At 67.5% G+C, this 15,514-nt stretch carries 15 protein-coding genes and 1 pseudogene; 4 read left to right on the top strand and 12 right to left on the bottom strand.

Annotated elements, in window-relative coordinates:
- The 9 genes from ACQGNJ_RS04605 to ACQGNJ_RS04565 all read right to left on the bottom strand — a co-directional run bounded on the left by ACQGNJ_RS04605 (position 1) and on the right by ACQGNJ_RS04565 (position 8,236).
- A complete protein-coding gene (locus ACQGNJ_RS04605) occupies positions 1–408 on the bottom strand; it encodes a DMT family transporter (protein WP_426688061.1) in 408 nt (135 codons plus the stop codon).
- Positions 405–782: a DMT family transporter gene (locus tag ACQGNJ_RS04600; protein ID WP_426688060.1), complete on the bottom strand. Its 378-nt coding sequence runs from the start codon at positions 780–782 to the stop codon at positions 405–407. The genes ACQGNJ_RS04605 and ACQGNJ_RS04600 overlap by 4 nt, the downstream gene beginning before the upstream one ends.
- A 2-nt stretch (positions 783–784) precedes the next feature.
- Positions 785–1,621, bottom strand: coding sequence for an alpha/beta hydrolase (locus tag ACQGNJ_RS04595; RefSeq protein ID WP_426688059.1), 837 nt, complete (start codon positions 1,619–1,621; stop codon positions 785–787).
- 79 nt (positions 1,622–1,700) lie between these two features.
- Positions 1,701–2,663: an efflux RND transporter periplasmic adaptor subunit gene (locus ACQGNJ_RS04590; RefSeq protein WP_426688058.1), complete on the bottom strand. Its 963-nt coding sequence runs from the start codon at positions 2,661–2,663 to the stop codon at positions 1,701–1,703.
- Positions 2,660–3,412 carry an ABC transporter ATP-binding protein gene (locus ACQGNJ_RS04585; protein ID WP_426688057.1) on the bottom strand — a complete coding sequence of 251 codons (753 nt, stop codon included), beginning with the start codon at positions 3,410–3,412 and terminating at the stop codon, positions 2,660–2,662. Before ACQGNJ_RS04585 ends, ACQGNJ_RS04590 begins: the two co-directional genes overlap by 4 nt.
- Positions 3,413–3,417: 5 nt before the next feature.
- Complete coding sequence (locus ACQGNJ_RS04580) at positions 3,418–4,548, bottom strand: ABC transporter permease (protein WP_426688056.1); 1,131 nt, start codon at positions 4,546–4,548, stop codon at positions 3,418–3,420.
- Positions 4,548–6,011 (bottom strand): TolC family protein, encoded by a 1,464-nt coding sequence (locus ACQGNJ_RS04575; RefSeq protein WP_426688055.1) that lies wholly within the window; start codon positions 6,009–6,011, stop codon positions 4,548–4,550. The genes ACQGNJ_RS04580 and ACQGNJ_RS04575 overlap by 1 nt, the downstream gene beginning before the upstream one ends.
- Positions 6,012–6,104: 93 nt before the next feature.
- Entirely contained in the window at positions 6,105–7,550 is a 1,446-nt protein-coding gene (locus tag ACQGNJ_RS04570; protein ID WP_426688054.1) for a sensor histidine kinase, read from the bottom strand.
- The gene (locus tag ACQGNJ_RS04565; protein ID WP_426688053.1) at positions 7,547–8,236 is read right to left on the bottom strand and encodes a response regulator; all 690 of its coding nucleotides are present in this window, start codon (positions 8,234–8,236) and stop codon (positions 7,547–7,549) included. The genes ACQGNJ_RS04570 and ACQGNJ_RS04565 overlap by 4 nt, the downstream gene beginning before the upstream one ends.
- Before the next feature lie 194 nt (positions 8,237–8,430).
- On the opposite strand from ACQGNJ_RS04565, the pseudogene ACQGNJ_RS04560 reads away from it, so the two are divergent.
- From ACQGNJ_RS04560 to ACQGNJ_RS04545, 4 genes and pseudogenes are all read left to right on the top strand, one after another.
- Positions 8,431–8,562: pseudogene (locus ACQGNJ_RS04560) on the top strand (PepSY-associated TM helix domain-containing protein); the annotation flags it as partial.
- A gap of 229 nt (positions 8,563–8,791) precedes the next feature.
- A complete protein-coding gene (locus tag ACQGNJ_RS04555) occupies positions 8,792–10,486 on the top strand; it encodes a flavodoxin domain-containing protein (protein WP_426688052.1) in 1,695 nt (564 codons plus the stop codon).
- A gap of 115 nt (positions 10,487–10,601) precedes the next feature.
- The gene (locus ACQGNJ_RS04550; RefSeq protein WP_426688051.1) at positions 10,602–12,842 is read left to right on the top strand and encodes a M1 family metallopeptidase; all 2,241 of its coding nucleotides are present in this window, start codon (positions 10,602–10,604) and stop codon (positions 12,840–12,842) included.
- On the top strand, positions 12,842–13,759 hold the full coding sequence (locus ACQGNJ_RS04545) for a hypothetical protein (protein WP_426688050.1): 918 nt from the start codon (positions 12,842–12,844) through the stop codon (positions 13,757–13,759). Before ACQGNJ_RS04550 ends, ACQGNJ_RS04545 begins: the two co-directional genes overlap by 1 nt.
- 76 nt (positions 13,760–13,835) lie before the next feature.
- Here ACQGNJ_RS04545 and ACQGNJ_RS04540 read toward each other — a convergent pair whose 3' ends face one another.
- The 3 genes from ACQGNJ_RS04540 to ACQGNJ_RS04530 all read right to left on the bottom strand — a co-directional run bounded on the left by ACQGNJ_RS04540 (position 13,836) and on the right by ACQGNJ_RS04530 (position 15,316).
- Positions 13,836–14,375: a GNAT family N-acetyltransferase gene (locus ACQGNJ_RS04540; protein ID WP_426688049.1), complete on the bottom strand. Its 540-nt coding sequence runs from the start codon at positions 14,373–14,375 to the stop codon at positions 13,836–13,838.
- Between the two features lie 12 nt (positions 14,376–14,387).
- Positions 14,388–14,867 carry an SET domain-containing protein-lysine N-methyltransferase gene (locus ACQGNJ_RS04535; RefSeq protein WP_426688048.1) on the bottom strand — a complete coding sequence of 160 codons (480 nt, stop codon included), beginning with the start codon at positions 14,865–14,867 and terminating at the stop codon, positions 14,388–14,390.
- A gap of 92 nt (positions 14,868–14,959) precedes the next feature.
- Positions 14,960–15,316: a ComEA family DNA-binding protein gene (locus ACQGNJ_RS04530; protein ID WP_426688047.1), complete on the bottom strand. Its 357-nt coding sequence runs from the start codon at positions 15,314–15,316 to the stop codon at positions 14,960–14,962.
- Positions 15,317–15,514: the final 198 nt, after the last annotated feature.

Raw genomic sequence — 15,514 nt, 5'->3', positions numbered from 1 at the left:
TCAGGCTTGTGCCGGAGCGGACTCCGCCTCGGGCACCTGTTCGCGGCTTTCCGCCAGGCCCAGGCAGACGATGCCGGCGATGATTGCGCTGGCGCCCAGCACGCGGGCGAGGGTGAGGTGCTCGTCGAACAGCCAGACCGACAGCAGCATCACCGACACCACCTCCAGGTGCGAGGCGGCGAAGGCCGGTCCGATCGGCGCGTGCTTGAGCAAGGCCATCCAGGTGAAGAACGCGCCGACGTAGCCGATTACCGCGCCGTAGACCCACGGCTGGCCGAACACGCGCAACAGCCACGCCACGCTGGCCTGCACCGGCAGCGCCTGGCTGCCGGCATATTTGAAGCTGACCTGCGCCAGCGTGTCGAAGGCCATCAGCAGCAGGAAGCCGAACAGGTAGAAGCGCTTCATCCGGCGAGCCCCACGATGGCCACGCCCAGCGTCACCAGCGCGATGCCGATGACGCGCAGCCGGGTCAGCTTCTCGCCGAACAGGAAGCGTCCGGCCAGCATGATCGCCACGATGTTGATCGAACCCAGCAGCACGCCCTCGGACAGCGGGATCAGCGACAGGAAGGCGATCCACACCAGGAATTCGATCACGTAGCAGCCAACGCCCAACCACAGCCAGGGGCGCCCCGCCATGTGTTTCCAGCGTGCCAGCCCGTCACCGGCGGCGGGATCGCCGGCGGCCGCCTTGAAGGCGAGCTGGCCACCGGTGTCCAGCACGATGTTGAGCAGCCACAGGCCGACCACCAAGGCAGAGAGGGAGCCGGTCACGGGCATGCTCAGGCGGCGATGCGCTGGGCGCTGTCGGCGGCAACGATGCGATCGAAGAACGCGGCCGATCGTTCGATCAGGGTGCGCCGCTGCTTGTCGATGGTGATCATGTGGTAGCTGTCGTCGAGCAGCAGCAGTTCGGTGGGCGCGTTGACGCCGCGCATCACCAGCTCGGCGTTCTTCACGCTGGCCACGTCGTCGTCACTGGCGTGCGCGACCAGGCACGGCGCATGCACCTGCGCCAACTGCCGCCGCACGTCGGCGGCCAGGCCATACATTTCGGCCAGCGAATACCACGGGTTGCCGGGCAGGCCGGCGGCGGCGCTGTCGCCGCTGAGCATCGCCGTGCTGACCTGCGCGCGCAGGCGCTCGTCGCGGATGCCGTAGGGCGGCTGTTCCATGAAGCTGCGGTTGCGACCGATGCCGAGCTTCTTCAGCAGCGGCAGCAGGAACGACAGTCGCGCCATGTGCGGGATGCTCCAGCCGTCGTAGCGGAAGGTGGCGCCATACACGCCGACGCCGGCGATCTGCCGCGGGCGATCCGCGGCCAGCTTCAGCGCCAGCAACGCGCCCATCGACAGCCCGCCAACGAACAGGTGGTCGACCTTGCCGAGCATCTCGTCGGCCGCCGCCTGCACGCTGGCGTACCAGTCGCGCCAGCCGGTGGCGAGCAGGTCTTCGGCGTTGCCGCAGTGACCCGCCAGCTGCATGCCGTGCACGGTGAAGCCGGCCCGGTTCAGGCCCTTGCCGAGCAGGCGCATTTCCATCGGCGTGCCGGTGAGTCCGTGGATCAGCAACACGCCGCTGCGGCCACCCTCGAAGAAGAAGTCGGTTTGCTGGATCACTCAATCGTCCTGCGTTTTTCGCGGCGAACGGGCACACGCTCACCATCCTGGGTTAACAGCGTGCCAGAGCGCGGTTTCCTCAGTCTTTCGATGACGCCGTGGCGGCGACCGGTGCGGCGCCGAAGCGCACGATCACCCGCTGGCCGATGCGCAATGTCTGCGGCTGGTCGAAGGCGAGTACGCACTCCACGGTGCGCGCGTTGGCGCGGACCTGTGGATCGTTCTCGAGCTGCGCCGGACCGTAGATCTGGCCGATGCGCAAGACGTGCGCGGGCCACGGGGCGGGCCTGCCCGCGCTGTCGGCCACGACTTCGGCCGGCATGCCCGGACGGATCGCGCCGACGAAGCTCTCGTTGAGCTCGGCGCGAACGATCCGCGGCTTTTGCGGCAGCAGCACGAACAGCGGCCCCGTGGCAGACGACACGCTGGCGCCGGGTTGGGCCGCCACCCGGATCACCTCGGCACCGAACGGCGCGAACAGGCTGCGCTGCTTCACCTCGTAGCGGGCCTGGTCGAGCTTCTGGCTGGCGATGTCGATGGCGGCGCGGTTGGCTTGCCGATCGGCGTCGAGCAGGGCGGCTGCCTCGCGTGCATCGTCGGCGCTCTGGCCATCGCCGGCGCCGGCGGCGACCGCCGCGGCGAGCCGTTGCGCACGTTGTCTGGCGGCGGCCAGCTTGATGTCGAGCAGTTTCGACTGTGCCTGCGCCTGCTCCAGTTCCGCCTGGGCGCCCGCCACGGCGAGCCGGGCCGGCTCGGTATCCAGCGTGGCCAGCAACTGTCCTTGGCGGACCTGTTCACCCTCATGCACGTCGACGCTGGCGAGGATGCCCTCGCGCGGCATGGTCAGGTTGAGCAGGCCACCTTCGATGTCGATCCGGCCACGGGCAACGGCGGCGTAGGCCGGCGTGGGCTGGGCGTTGCCGGCGGGCGGCGCATCGGCGGCGGAGCAGCCGGCGAGCAACACGGCAACGGCGAACGCGAGACCGCCGGCGTGCGGCCGCCGTGGCAGATGCCGCGAGTGAAATGACGCGAACGGCTTCATGAAGGAATTCCCTCGGGATCGGAAAGTGGCGCATGGTTGCGCCGGTCGCTGAGGATGCGGCCGTCTTCCATCGCCAGCACGCGGTCGGCGTGGACGACCAGGCGTGGATCATGGCTGACGCACAGCACTGTGGTGCCGTGGGAGTGCGCGATGCGGTGCAGGATGTCGATGATGATCTGGCCGTTGGCGGCGTCGAGCGCGCTGGTGGGTTCGTCGGCGAACAGCAGTTCCGGCTGCTTGGCCAGCGCACGGGCGATCGCCACGCGTTGCTTCTCGCCACCGGACAGCTCCGAAGGACGCAGCAGCATGCGTTGTGCCAGGCCGACTTCTTCCAGCGACTGCCGGGCGCGCCGACGCGCCTCGGTGCGGGTGAGCCCCATGTGGTTCAGCGGCAGCTCGACCTGCTCGAACGCACTGAGCGCGGGGAACAGGTTGAAGCCCTGGAACACGAAGCCGGTGTGTTGCAGGCGGAAGCGCTCCAGCTCACGCAGGTCGAGCTGGCCCAGTTCGCTGCCGAGCGCATGTACCCGGCCGCCATCGACTTGCTGCAGGCCGCTGAGGATCGCCAGCAAGGTGCTCTTGCCACAGCCGGAGGGTCCGGAGATCAGGGTCAGTTCGGCTGCCTCGATGCTCAAGGTGAGTCGATCGAGCACCTGCGTGCGCTGTTGGCCGGAGACGAACGCCTTGCTGACTTCCGTGGCCTGCAGCGCGGACGGAGGTGTCGCTTCGATGGCATGGGTGGAATGCATTGCGCTCATCTCAGCAAGGTCGCCGGATCGGCGCGGCGCAGGCTGCGCATGGCGGCCAGTCCGGACACCGCCGCCAGCCCCATCACCAGCGCGATGCAGATCAGCGCGGCCGGTACGCTCAGCACCACCGGCACATCCTGGCTGCGCGCCAGCAACAGCAGCACGATGCCCAGCACGCTGGCGCCTAGCAGCCCCAGCGCGCCGACCCAGAACGCCTGTTCCAGCACCACCTTGCGCAAGGCGCTCACGCCCACGCCGAGTGCATTGAGGGTGGCGTACTCGCGGATCGAGCCGTTGACCGCGGCGATCAGGGTCTGGCTGGTGATCGCCGCCCCGACCAGGAACACGATGCCGGCGAGAAACATCACGCCGGCGCCGGCGCCGGTGTCGAACAACCAGTAGCGCACCGATTGCCTGGCAAAATCACTGGCGCTCCAGGCCGTATAAGGGCCGAACGACGTGGCGCCACGCAGGCGTGCCGCCACCGCGCCGGCCTGGGAGGGATCGCGCAGGCTGGCGACCAGGTAGGTCGGGCCGTTGTCGGCCGCGTCATTGTCCAGCCGTCGCGCGGTATCCAGCGAGCACAGCACGTTGACTCCGCCCAGCGCGCGCAACCCGGTGCTGATGCCGACCACCCGCACGCGCCGCCCGTTGATGGTGGCGCTCTGGCCAATGCCGACGCCGAGCTGGTCCAGCGCGGAACGGTCGATGATGATCGCGTCCGGTTCGGTCAGCCTGGCCCGCAGGGCGGGCGGCAACACCCTGGAAAACATCAGGGCGTCGGCCGCCGGATCGATGCCCGAAACGAATACCGATACGCCACCCGTCTCACGTGGCCCGCGCCAGTCGCCGTCGACCCACAGATACGGTTCGACCCGCTGCACCTGCGGGTCGGTCAGCATGCGCGATTCAACGTCGGCATCGATCGAGCGGCCAAGCCCGACACTCTGGGTGCCGGGGTAACCCACCCAGACATCGGCCGACGAACCGGTGACGTACAGACTGGTGCTGCCGAAGATGCCCAGCACCAGGGCGATCTGCAGCAACTGCAGCAGGCCGGCGAAACCGACCGCCAGCATTGCCGGCAGGAAGCGTCGCCACTCGTAGATCAGCGTCTTGCGGGCGAGCGCGACCATCAGTGCCGGGCCTTGGCGGCAGTGCCTGCGGCCGGAACAACTTCCACGGTCTCGTCCGGATCGCCGGAGGCTGGCAGCGGTGCGCCGCCGAGTGCCTTGAACAGGGCGACGTAGGCGAGGTCGTGCCCGGCGCGGGCGTCGGCCAGGTCGAGTGCGGCCTGGTCCACGGCGAGCCGGCTTTCGTTGCGATCGAGCGGACTGGCCAGTTGCAGGGCGGCCCGCTTCTGCGTCGACTGATCGACCCGTTGCAATGCCTGCCAGGCTTGCCGGCTGTGCTGTTCGCGCAGCCGCTGTTGCTGCACGCTGCCGAGCGCGGTCTCCACTTCAGCTACACCTTGCAGCACCGCTTGTCGGTAGGCCAGCACGCTGGCTTTCAGTTGATGATCGCGAGCGTTTTCCGCAGCCAGCCGAATGCCCCAGTCGAACAGCGGAATGCTTATCTCCGGCCCGAACGCAGCGATCGCATTCGGCGTGGTGGAACGTCGATGGTTGTTGTTGATGTCGGTGGACCAGTTGATCGAGCCGCCCAGGCCAATCCGCGGGAACCGGTCGGCATGGGCTGTCGCCAGCTCACCCGCTGCGCTCAACACATCGGCCTCGGCGCGGGCGATCTCCGGCCGGCTGCGCAGCAGGTTGGCCGGGGTGCTGTCGATTTCCCAGTTGCCCAGCTCCGGTGGCGGGCCTGCCTGCAGCCAGCTCGGGTCGGGATGGTTCTGGCCGAGCAGCACCGCCAGTCGCCAAGCGCTGGCGTTGATCGCCTCACGTGGCGCGATGAGGGCCGATTCAGCCTGGGCGAGCGCGACCTGGGCGCGGTCTGTCGCGTCGGGTGCGGCGAGCTGGAGCTGTTGCCGCGTTTGCGCCAGTTGCAGGGCGTGTCGGCGCGACGCGCTGATCCGCAGCAACAGTTGTTCCTGCTGCTGCGCGGTACGCAGGTTGATCCATTCGCGCGCCACTTCGGCCACCAGGGTCACGCGGGTGGCGCGCAGGTCGGCGATGCCGGCGTCGAGCTGGCCCTGTGCCTCGCGCCGGGTCCCCTCGGCGCGGCCGAACAGGCCGAGCTCCCAGCTGGCATCGAAGCCGACCAGGAAATAGGAAGCGCTGGCATCGGGATCGATCACGTCATTGGTGCTGGCGCGCAGCGAGGGCAGGTAGCGCGCGCCTGAACTCGCGTGCATCACGCGCACGGCGCGCAGGCGTTCGGCGGCCTGCGCTAGGTCGAGATTGCCGGCCACTGAACGCTCGACCAGAGCGTCGAGCGTGGCGTCGTTGAAGGCATGCCACCAGCCATGCAGGTCGGTCGGCTGCGCCTGGTCCCGGGCGATCTGGTGTTGCCATTGCGGGGGTATGGGCGGCGTCAGTCGGGGCAGCGGCGCCGCACAGCCGGCAAGCATGGTGAACGCAGTGACGGAAAGCCAGGTACGCCAGCGGTTGCTCCATGCGGCCTTGGTCAATCGGTGTAGCACGGTGCTCGGATTCCCTGTGGTGTTTCCACGGATTGGCAGGATTGTGGCAGGGAAAGCTTTCTTTCCACTTTGCAATGATAGCGAGCAACCGGCTCAAGCCGGATCATCGCCTTGAAGATTGTCGTCCAGTCGCGTGCCGTGCGGCGAGGCAGACGGGTGGAAGCGCACCTCCACACGCAAACCGTGTGGCTCGACCAGCTCGCAGGTCACGCTGGCGTTATGCCGCTTGGCGATGCGCTGGACGATTGCCAGTCCCAGTCCGCTGCCCTCTTCATTGTTGCCGGCGGCGCGGAAAAAGCGCTCGCTCAGGCGGGGCAGCAATTCTGCGGGTACTCCGGGGCCATCGTCCTCGACACTGAGGCTGGTGCCGCCATCGGCAAGTCCACGCAGCTTGACGGTGACCACACTGCCCCGACCCGCGTAGCGCACGGCGTTGTCGATCAGATTGTCCAGCAAATCGTTGAGGCAGGCGGCATCGCCGACGATCGGGCGTGCCTCGGCAGCGCCCTCGTAGCCGAGATCCACGCCTGCCCGGATGGCCTCGTGCACGCGTTGCGCCACGGCATCGGGAATCAATCGGGCCAGGTCGAGCAGTTGATTCTCCCCGGTCTCCAGCGACGGTGTCTGCGCCCGCGTCAGCGCCAGCAGTTGCGTCGAGGTGCGGGTGGCGCGCCGGGTCAGTCGCTGGATGTGCTGCAGGGCGTCGTGCACCGCCTCCGGTCGTGGATCGGCCAGCGCGTGTTCGACATGCAGGCTCAGGCCGGCCAGCGGCGTACGCAGCTGGTGCGCGGCGTCGGCGATGAAGCGATCGTGCAGTGCCAGCATGTTGCGCAGACGCCCGAACAGCGCGTCGATGGTCTGCGTCAGTGGCTGGATTTCGGCCGGTACGTCGACGGCGTCGATCGGGGTCAGTTCGTGGCTGCGCGCGGCCAGCCGTGCCGTCAGCGGTTCCAGCACGCGCAGGCCGCGGCCCACGCCGAACCAGACCAGCGAAAGCACGCAGATGATCAGCAGCGTCTGCATCACCGTCGCCAGCAGCAGGATGTCGCGGGCCTGCTGATGGCGCTCATGCAGCGTTTCGGCAAAGGTCACAACCAGATTGTCGCCGGGGTCGTGGGTGGCCGCGACCTGCACGGTCGCGGCGCGCAAGGCGCGCTTGGCCAGTTTCGTGTCATACAGGATCGGTCGCGCACCGATGGGTGGCACCTGCGCGGGCTGCGGCAATGCCTCGTTGCCTGCCAGCAGGCCGTGCAGGTTGCTGCGCACGCTGAAGTAGCTGCGGCCGCCCGGATCGTATTCCAGCAGGAAACGCGCTTGCGGCGACAATTCGTCGCCCAGCTGCTGGTTGCCGACCATGGTTGCCAGGGTTTGCGCATCCTCGCGCAGGTCCTGATCGTGCACGCGGTTGGAGTAGGTGAGTGCCACGCCATAACTCAGCAGGGCATCCAGCAGCAGCAGGACACCCATCGGAATCAGCAACAGCAGCAGCAGTCGCCGGCGCAGGCTGGGGCGCGAGGAAGGAAGACGGGAGGAACTCATGCAGAAGCGTTCCCGGTCTCGTCCATTTCTTCAAGCAGGTAACCCAGTCCGCGGATGGTACGCACGCCAGTGCCGCTGGTGCGCAGTTTGCGGCGCAGGCGATGGATCGCGATGTCCAGGCCGTTGTCGGTCAGTTCCTGGTCCCAGTCGCACAGGGCGGCGACCAGCTGCGCCCGACTGGTCACCCGGTCGGCACGCAGGGCAAGCGCCTCCAGCAGACCGAATTCGCGGGCAGTCAGATCCAGCGGCGTCTGCTCGATCCAGGCGCGATGGCCGGGCAGGTCCACCCGCAGCCGGCCCAGTTGCAGTTCGGGTTTGCCCTGGCTGCCGGCACGTCGCAGCAGGGCGCGCACGCGCGCCTCGAATTCGGCCAGCGCGAAGGGTTTCACCAGATAGTCGTCAGCGCCGAGGTCGAGCACGCGGATGCGCTCGCTCAGGCCGTCGCGCGCAGTGACCACCAGTACCGGCATGCTGGTGCCGCGGCTGCGCAACCGCTTGAGCACCTCGCCGCCGTCGAGCGCGGGCAGGCCCAGATCCAGTACCAGCAGGTCGTAATCGTGATCGCGCAGGGCCGCGTCCGCGTGGTTGCCGCGTGCGACATGGTCCACCGCGTGACCGCCATGACGCAGCGACGCACAGATGCCTTCGGCAATGGAGGAGTCGTCCTCGACCAGAAGAATGCGCACCGGATACTCCGCGGATGGATGAACGCAGCAGGCGGGCGTGTTTCGTGCCGGCCGTAGTTGCGATTGATTCTTGTTTACTATCTAATGACGACCTGTTCGGGTCGCTCCGAATACAATCATTCTGCGCTCATCAAGACCCCGCTTGTCCGCCACAGTTCCCGGCGGAGGCGGCAGCGCACGAAACACGGACATCCATGGGTCAGCTGCAACCACCTGCCGAATCACTCCACTCGCGACGCCGTGCGTTCTGGATACGGCAAGTGCTGCAGCGACACTGGATCAGCTCGGCGCTGTGCCTGATCGGGCTGCTGCTGTTCGCGCTGACCGACTGGCTGGAGGAGCGGCGGCATGCCCACGTCGCCGTGGGTCGCTATCTCCAGCGGATGGGCGTGAGGTCGTTGGTGGTCGAGGTGCGAGGCGAGTTGAAGGCGCACGGGTGCAGACCCGGCGGCCGGCCGTGGCGCGCGAGCGCGGTCTGGCCGTGCTGGTGATCGTGCACACCGCACAGGGTTTCGAGCAGCGCGTGTCGCCCGTCTTTGTCGCGCAGCTGCAGCCATGAAGCCACTCGGCGAAGTGACGGAAAAAGGTGCAACGGCCAGCAGCGCGCTGCTGTTGGCTGGTTTCGGCCTGCTCTGCGTGCTGCTCTTGCTGCTGCAGGCGGATGGACTGGTCTGGCGCGATCCGGGCGGCGAACGCTGGCTGGCCGGTGCGTTGGAAATTCTCGCTTGGCTGACCCTGTTCGGCTGGCTGCGCCATCGGCGAGCGTCGGCGCAGTGCAAGCCGACCGGCGTGCTCGATGTGGCGATGACTCCGGTGGAGTCGCGCATCACCCACACGGCCGGCGCCGCGCGCGCCGCGCTGGCGGATGTCAGCGTGCGGGTGATCTATGCCAGCCAGACCGGCTTTGCCGAACAGCTGGCACGACGGACCCTGCAGAGCCTGCAGGCCGCCGGCATCCCGGCGCGGGTGGACGGCATCGACAGCGTAACCGCCGACGACCTGCGCCACGCGGGCCGCGTGCTCATCGTGGCCAGCACCACCGGCGATGGCGAGCCGCCGGACATGGCGTTGAAGTTCAGCCGGCTGGCCATGCAGCAGCCGGCTGAGCTCGCCGGCCTGCGCTACGCTCTGCTCGCGCTGGGCGACAGCGACTACGACGACTTCTGCGGGTTCGGTCGCCAACTGCAACGGTGGCTGCAGGCCAGCGGGGCGCAGGCGCTGTTCGATCCGGTGGAAGTGGACAGCGAGGACGAAGCCAGCCTGCGTCACTGGCAGCACCACCTGGCGACGCTGTCCGGGGTCAGCGACCTGCCGGACTGGCAGGCGCCGAAGTATCAGCGCTGGCGCCTGACCGAACGCCGCCTGCTCAATGGCGGCAGCATCGGTGAGCCGTGTTTTCACCTCGCGCTGCAACCCTTGCAGGGCAGCGCCAGCTGGCAGGCCGGCGACCTGGTCGAGATCGGTCCCTGCCATCCGGCGCAGCGGGTAGCGGACTGGTTGTCGGCACGGGGAATGGATGGGTGTGTGCCGGTATTGTTCGAGCGGCAGCGACTGCCGTTGGCCGAACTGCTGGCGCGCTGTCGGCTGCCCGAGGCGGGCGAGGTCGACGGGCTGGACGAGCAGGCCGCCGCTGCGCTGCTGCGGCGTCTGCCCCATCGCGAGTATTCGATCGCCTCGCTGCCGGAGGACGCTGCGGTCCATCTGCTGGTGCGCCAGATGCGTGGTCGCGGTGGCTATCTCGGCCTCGGCTCGGGCTGGCTCACCGAACACGCGCCGATCGGCGCCGAGATCGCGCTGCGCGTGCGCAGCAACACGAACTTCCACGCGCCGCGCGATGGGCGTCCGCTGATCCTGATCGGCAACGGTACCGGGCTGGCCGCGTTGCGCGCCTTGCTGAAGGCCCGTATCGCGGCCGGCCATCGGCGCAACTGGCTGCTGTTCGGCGAACGTCAGGCGGCACGCGATTTTCTCTATCGCGAAGACATCGAAAACTGGATGGTGCATGGCGGGATCGAGCGCGCCGACTTCGCCTGGTCGCGCGACCAGGCTGAACGCATCCATGTGCAGCAGCGACTGCGCGAGGCCGCCGACGAACTGCGGGCGTGGGTCGACGCGGGCGCGGCGGTGTATGTCTGCGGCAGCCTCGATGGACTCGCGCCGGGCGTCGATGCGGTATTGCATGACCTGCTGGGAGCGCGCCAGGTCGATCAGTTGCGCGAGCAGGGACGCTATCGGCGCGACGTGTACTGATGCCGGCCCCTCGTTGCGTGAGGCAGGAACTTTCGCACGGGACGCATGACCAATGGCCTATGTGTCGTTTCCCTGGCGGGCGCAATCTGTACGGATTGTCCAGGGGAGTGACGCCATGCGGCCAATTGCACGCAAGTGGGGATACCTGTGTGCCGTAACCTTGTCGGTTGCGGTGTTGCCGGTGATGACGTGGGCACAGACATCGGCGCCTGCCTCGGCGAGCACCACGGCCAGTGCGCCGGCCGGTGCCAGTCCGGTCGTTGCCGACATTCCGTTTGTTGCGCCAAACGCGGCGAACTTCCAGGTGCCCAGCGCGCCCGACGCGTGGGGCGGTCCGCGCGGCGCGCATCCGGCCACGCTGTCCGACCAGGTGGTGAGCTACACCATCCAGGCGACGCTGGATCCAGCGAAGCACACGGTCGACGCAAAGCAGACGATGACCTGGCGCAACCGCAGCAACCAGCCGGTCAGCAGGATCTATCTGCACCTGTACCTCAATGCCTTCGAGGGCCCGGGCAGCACGTTCTTCACCGAGCGCCGGATGTTTTCCGGCAGCGGCCATTCGCGCGGCAACGCCAGCCTGAAGAAGGGCGAGTGGGGCTACATCGAATTGAACAAGGTGCAGCAGGGCGGCCAGAACGTGAGCTGGCGTTTCGTGCAGCCCGACGGCGGTCCGAAGACCGACAAGACGGTGGTCGAGCTGGACCTGCCGCAGGCGGTGCCGGCGCAGGGCACGCTGAGTCTGGATATCGACTTCCACGACCAGCTGCCGCGCGTGGTCGAGCGCACCGGCTGGTTCGGCGATTTCCATCTGGTCGGCCAGTGGTTCCCGAAGATCGCCGTGCTGGAGCTGCCCGGTGAACGCGGTGCCACGGCGCCGCGCTGGAACGCGCACGAATTCCACTTCCAAAGTGAGTTCTACGCCGATTACGGCAACTACGACGTCAAGCTGACCGTGCCCAAGGGCTATACCGTCGGCGCGGTGGGCGAGGAACTGGGCGCGCCGGTGGCCGACGGCGACAAGCTCACCCACCACTTCGTGCAGAACGATGTCGAGGACTTCGCCTGGGTTGCCGCGCCGGGCTACAAGGTGCAGCGCACCAGCTGGACCGGTCCGGGCAGCCCCAAGGTCGACGTGCAGGTGATCTACCCGCCCGAGTACGAGGCGAGCGCGCAGCCGGTGCTCAAGGCCACCACCGATTCGCTGAGCTATTTCTCCGACACGCTGGGAGCGTATCCGTACAAGACGGTCACCGCCGTGGTGCCGCCGTACAACGCCGGCGAGGCAGGCGGCATGGAGTACCCGACGTTTTTCACCGCCGAGGGTTACGACAGGATCACCCCCGACACGGTCAGCCAGTATGCGATCGATTTCGTCACCATCCACGAGTTCGGCCATGGCTATTTCATGGGCCTGCTCGGTTCGAACGAGTTCGAGGAGCCGATGCTCGACGAGGGCATGAACGAGTACTGGGACGATCGCATGCTGGTCGATCGCAAGCAGGACATCTGGGTCACCACGCCGCTGCTGAGCAAGCTGGGTTTTGCACCGCGGCTGACTCCGTTCGAGGCCGAGCGGTTGTCCGGTGTCGTCGGCATCGGCGTGCCCGCCGATTCGCTCGACTCCAATTCGTGGGACCGCATGTCCAGCAGCAGCTACGGCTCGGTGTATTCGCGTACCGCGGCCACCATGCGCACGCTGGAGAACCTGCTCGGTCACGAGGTGATGGGCAAGGCGATGAAGCTGTATTACGAACGCTGGAAGTTCCGCCATCCCGATGCCGCCGACCTGCGTGATGCGCTGGCCGAGGGTTCGGGCAAGCCGGAGCTGGTGAACGCGATCTTTGCCTCGCAGGTCTATGGCACCGACAAGGTCGATGCCAGCGTGGTCTCGATCGACAACGAGGAGCAGGTGCCGCGCACCGGCACCGAGGTGCGCGACGGCAAGCGCGTCACGCTGACCGCAAAGGACATCGACAAGCAGATCGACGACGCGCGCACGGCCTGGAAAAAGGCCCACAAGGACGCCAGACATGGCGGTCCGTATCCGTGGCTGTCGACGATCACCGTGCGCCGCACCGGTGCGGCCGTGCCGCGCACCGTGCTGGTCAAGTTTGCCGATGACAGCAGCGAAACGGTGCACTGGGACGATGCCAGCCGCTGGAAGCGGATCAGCTTCATCAAGCCGGTCAAGGCGGTATCGGCCACGGTCGATCCCGGCCAGCAGATCGTGCTGGATGCGAACAGCCTGAACGACAGTCGGACCATCAAGGCTGATGGAACCGCCTCGCGCCGCTGGAGTGCGGATGTCGCCTCCTTCTTTCAGACTTTCTACGCCTTGATGGGGACGCTGTGATGAAGACAGGACGCATTTCACGCCGCGTGGATTCGGCTGCCCTGCTGCGCGCGCCGTTTGCCGCCATGCAGTGGCGTCTGCTGCTGCTGTGGGTAGTGTTGTTGTTGCTGCCGACTGCCGTGGTCAGCCTGCCGTTCTGGAGCGCACTGAGCGGCGCGATCGATCATTCGATCCATGCCCAGGCATGGGCCACGCGGTTCAGCGGAACCATGTTCAGTGACGCCATGTCGACGCTGAACATGTCCAGCTGGTTCAACGGCATCGCCTTGCTGGGCGTGCTGCTGACCGCGTTGCTGTCACCCTTCCTCAACGGCATGGTGATCGGCACGGGGCGCGCAGGGCGTACGCTCGGATTCAGCCATCTGCTTCAGTGCGGCATCGTCGAGTACGGCCGCATGTTCCGCCTGATGCTGTGGTCGATCCTGCCCTATGTGGTGATGGGAGCGCTGATCGGACTGGCGATGCACATGGCCGATGACGCCGGCGACAAGGCCGTGCTGCAGTCACAGGCTGACCGGACCTCGCACCTGGCCTTGTTCGTTGCCGGCGTGCTGTTCGTGCTGGCGCAGTCGATCGTCGAGTCCAGCCGTGCCGCCTTCATCGCCGACAGCGGGCTGCGCTCGGCCACGCGGGCGCTGGGTCGCGGCTTCATGCAATTGCTGCGTCGTCCGCTCAGCACCTTGCTCAGCTATCTGCTGATCAGCGTGATCGGCTACGCGATCGCCATGCTGATCGGTATCGGGCGCGTGCATACGCCGGCGGTCGGCGCGGTCGGGCTGGTGCTGGCTGTGCTGCTGGCCCAACTGGTGGTGCTGGCGATTGGCTGGGTTCGCGTGGCGCGATTGTTCGCGCTGGCCGAGGTGGCACGTTCGCTGGTCTCGTCCCGCAGCGGCAGCGGGTTGCCGCCGGCGCTGTGACTTGATGGCGGAGGGCCTTGGTGCCCTCCGCAACCCGTGGGTGACTTGCCGGATTCCGCCGCATCCGCGGCGGCTTTCAGCCGTAGGCGCGACGATGCTCGCGGTGCGGCGGGTAGTAGGCAAATACGTGGCTGTGGCTGCCGTAGAAGTCCATGTCTTCGATGTGCTCGCCACCCAGTCGCTCGGCGACCCGGTCGGAAGCCTCGTTGCCGATACGCACCAGGCTGATCACCCGTTGTGCGTGCAAATGGTTCCAGGCGAATTCCAGCACGGCATTGCCCGCTTCCGTGGCATAGCCTTGGTGGCGGTGCTCGGGCTTGAGCATCCAGCCCATTTCCAGGTCCGGCCAGCCCTCGGGGTACATCAGGCCGGCGCGGCCGATGAACTCGCCGCTGTCCTTCAGCTCCAGCGCCCACATGCCGCAGCCGCGCAGTTGCCAGTGGCCGAGCAGCATCGCCAGCGAGCGCCAGGCGTTGGTGCGGTCCAGCGGCTGGCCATCGCCGATCCAGCGCGTGCTGGCGGGATCGGCCAGCATGGTCGCGTAGTCGTCGAAATGGCGTTCGGTCAGCGCGGTCAGGCGCAGGCGCGCCGTTTCAATAGTTGGGATATCAAACATCACGATCAGCCGTCACGTCCGGGGCGGGGTGGCAGCCAGCAGTTCGGCCAGTGCACGAGTGCTGCTGGCGAGGCTTTCTTGCCAGGACAATCCGGTGATTGTCTCACCTGTGACCGAATCGACAAAATCCTCGGCCTGGCCGGGCGGCAGCAGGTGCCGGTAATCGACGGTGATCTCGCTGCCGGCAGGCAGGTCGGCCAGCGCGAACACGAAGCCCAGGTGCCACAGGCCGTTGGGCGCGAAGCTGTGGTTGATGTAGCACTCGTCCGGCCAGTCCGGCGACAACGTATAGCGATCCTCGAACCAGCGGGCACTGGCGTGGAACTGCGCGCGGAGTGCCGGCGTGGCCATGATCTCGGTGTAGCGGAAGGTCTGCGTGATGCCGTCCGGCGCGGTGAGGATGTTGCCGCGGGCGACCGCTTCGTCCAGGAACAACCCGTTGCCGGCGCCGCGGATGGCGGACGCGGCGATGTGATAACGCGGCAGGATCATGACCGGGGCAGCAGTGGGATGGGCGCGCGAGTGTAACGCAAGCGGCGCGGCCCGCCATGGACCCCGCCGCCTGGCTGCTGCCGTGCCCGGGATTATTCCTCGCTGGCGGCCGGATTGCTCTTGTGGGCCGGCTTGGCCTTGGCCGGTGCCTCGGTCCGCGCGACCGCTTCGGCGCCCTCGTCCGCGCCCAGTTGGATCGCGGAGCGGTTGCGCTCGATCGTGGCCTTGCCGATGCCCTTGACGTGCTTGAGGTCGTCAGCCTTCTTGAACGGGCCGTGCGCCTCGCGCCAGGCCACGATGGCCTCGGCTTTCGACTTGCCGATGCCGTCCAGCGACCTGGCGATGGTGGCGGCATCGGCCTGGTTGATATTGACCGGGGTGGCCGCCAGCAACAGGCCGGGCAGGGCGACAGCCAGCGCGAGCGCAACAGCGGCGAGTTTGTTGAACATGTCCTTTCTCCTTGGGCGGTGGTGGCGGCATCCGGGTGCCGCCGACGCACTATGGCGCCGCGCCCGGGAGTGCGCACAGTCGGAGTCCGCGCGCAGCTGGCGTGCGCCATCCTCGCCTTCGCCTGTGGGTGGCTTCCGGGCGTCTGTCGGTGCACGGGAGACGCACTGGTACAATCGCGCTCTTGTTCGCCTGCTGGA

The organism is Rhodanobacter ginsengiterrae, from assembly GCF_050026815.1.
Lineage (GTDB): Bacteria > Pseudomonadota > Gammaproteobacteria > Xanthomonadales > Rhodanobacteraceae > Rhodanobacter > Rhodanobacter ginsengiterrae.
The sequence above is the reverse complement of the archived record's forward strand: the minus strand, read 5'-3'. Positions and strand labels throughout refer to the sequence as shown.

Bases quoted from the DNA above. Each gene is read 5' to 3' on its own strand.
- ACQGNJ_RS04605 (WP_426688061.1), bottom strand. From the start codon at position 408: ATGAAGCGCTTCTACCTGTTCGGCTTCCTGCTGCTGATGGCCTTCGAC.
- ACQGNJ_RS04600 (WP_426688060.1), bottom strand. From the start codon at position 782: ATGCCCGTGACCGGCTCCCTCTCTGCCTTGGTGGTCGGCCTGTGGCTG.
- ACQGNJ_RS04590 (WP_426688058.1), bottom strand. From the start codon at position 2,663: ATGAAGCCGTTCGCGTCATTTCACTCGCGGCATCTGCCACGGCGGCCG.
- ACQGNJ_RS04585 (WP_426688057.1), bottom strand. From the start codon at position 3,412: ATGCATTCCACCCATGCCATCGAAGCGACACCTCCGTCCGCGCTGCAG.
- ACQGNJ_RS04580 (WP_426688056.1), bottom strand. From the start codon at position 4,548: ATGGTCGCGCTCGCCCGCAAGACGCTGATCTACGAGTGGCGACGCTTC.
- ACQGNJ_RS04570 (WP_426688054.1), bottom strand. From the start codon at position 7,550: ATGAGTTCCTCCCGTCTTCCTTCCTCGCGCCCCAGCCTGCGCCGGCGA.
- ACQGNJ_RS04555 (WP_426688052.1), top strand. From the start codon at position 8,792: ATGAAGCCACTCGGCGAAGTGACGGAAAAAGGTGCAACGGCCAGCAGC.
- ACQGNJ_RS04550 (WP_426688051.1), top strand. From the start codon at position 10,602: ATGCGGCCAATTGCACGCAAGTGGGGATACCTGTGTGCCGTAACCTTG.
- ACQGNJ_RS04545 (WP_426688050.1), top strand. From the start codon at position 12,842: ATGAAGACAGGACGCATTTCACGCCGCGTGGATTCGGCTGCCCTGCTG.
- ACQGNJ_RS04540 (WP_426688049.1), bottom strand. From the start codon at position 14,375: ATGTTTGATATCCCAACTATTGAAACGGCGCGCCTGCGCCTGACCGCG.
- ACQGNJ_RS04535 (WP_426688048.1), bottom strand. From the start codon at position 14,867: ATGATCCTGCCGCGTTATCACATCGCCGCGTCCGCCATCCGCGGCGCC.
- ACQGNJ_RS04530 (WP_426688047.1), bottom strand. From the start codon at position 15,316: ATGTTCAACAAACTCGCCGCTGTTGCGCTCGCGCTGGCTGTCGCCCTG.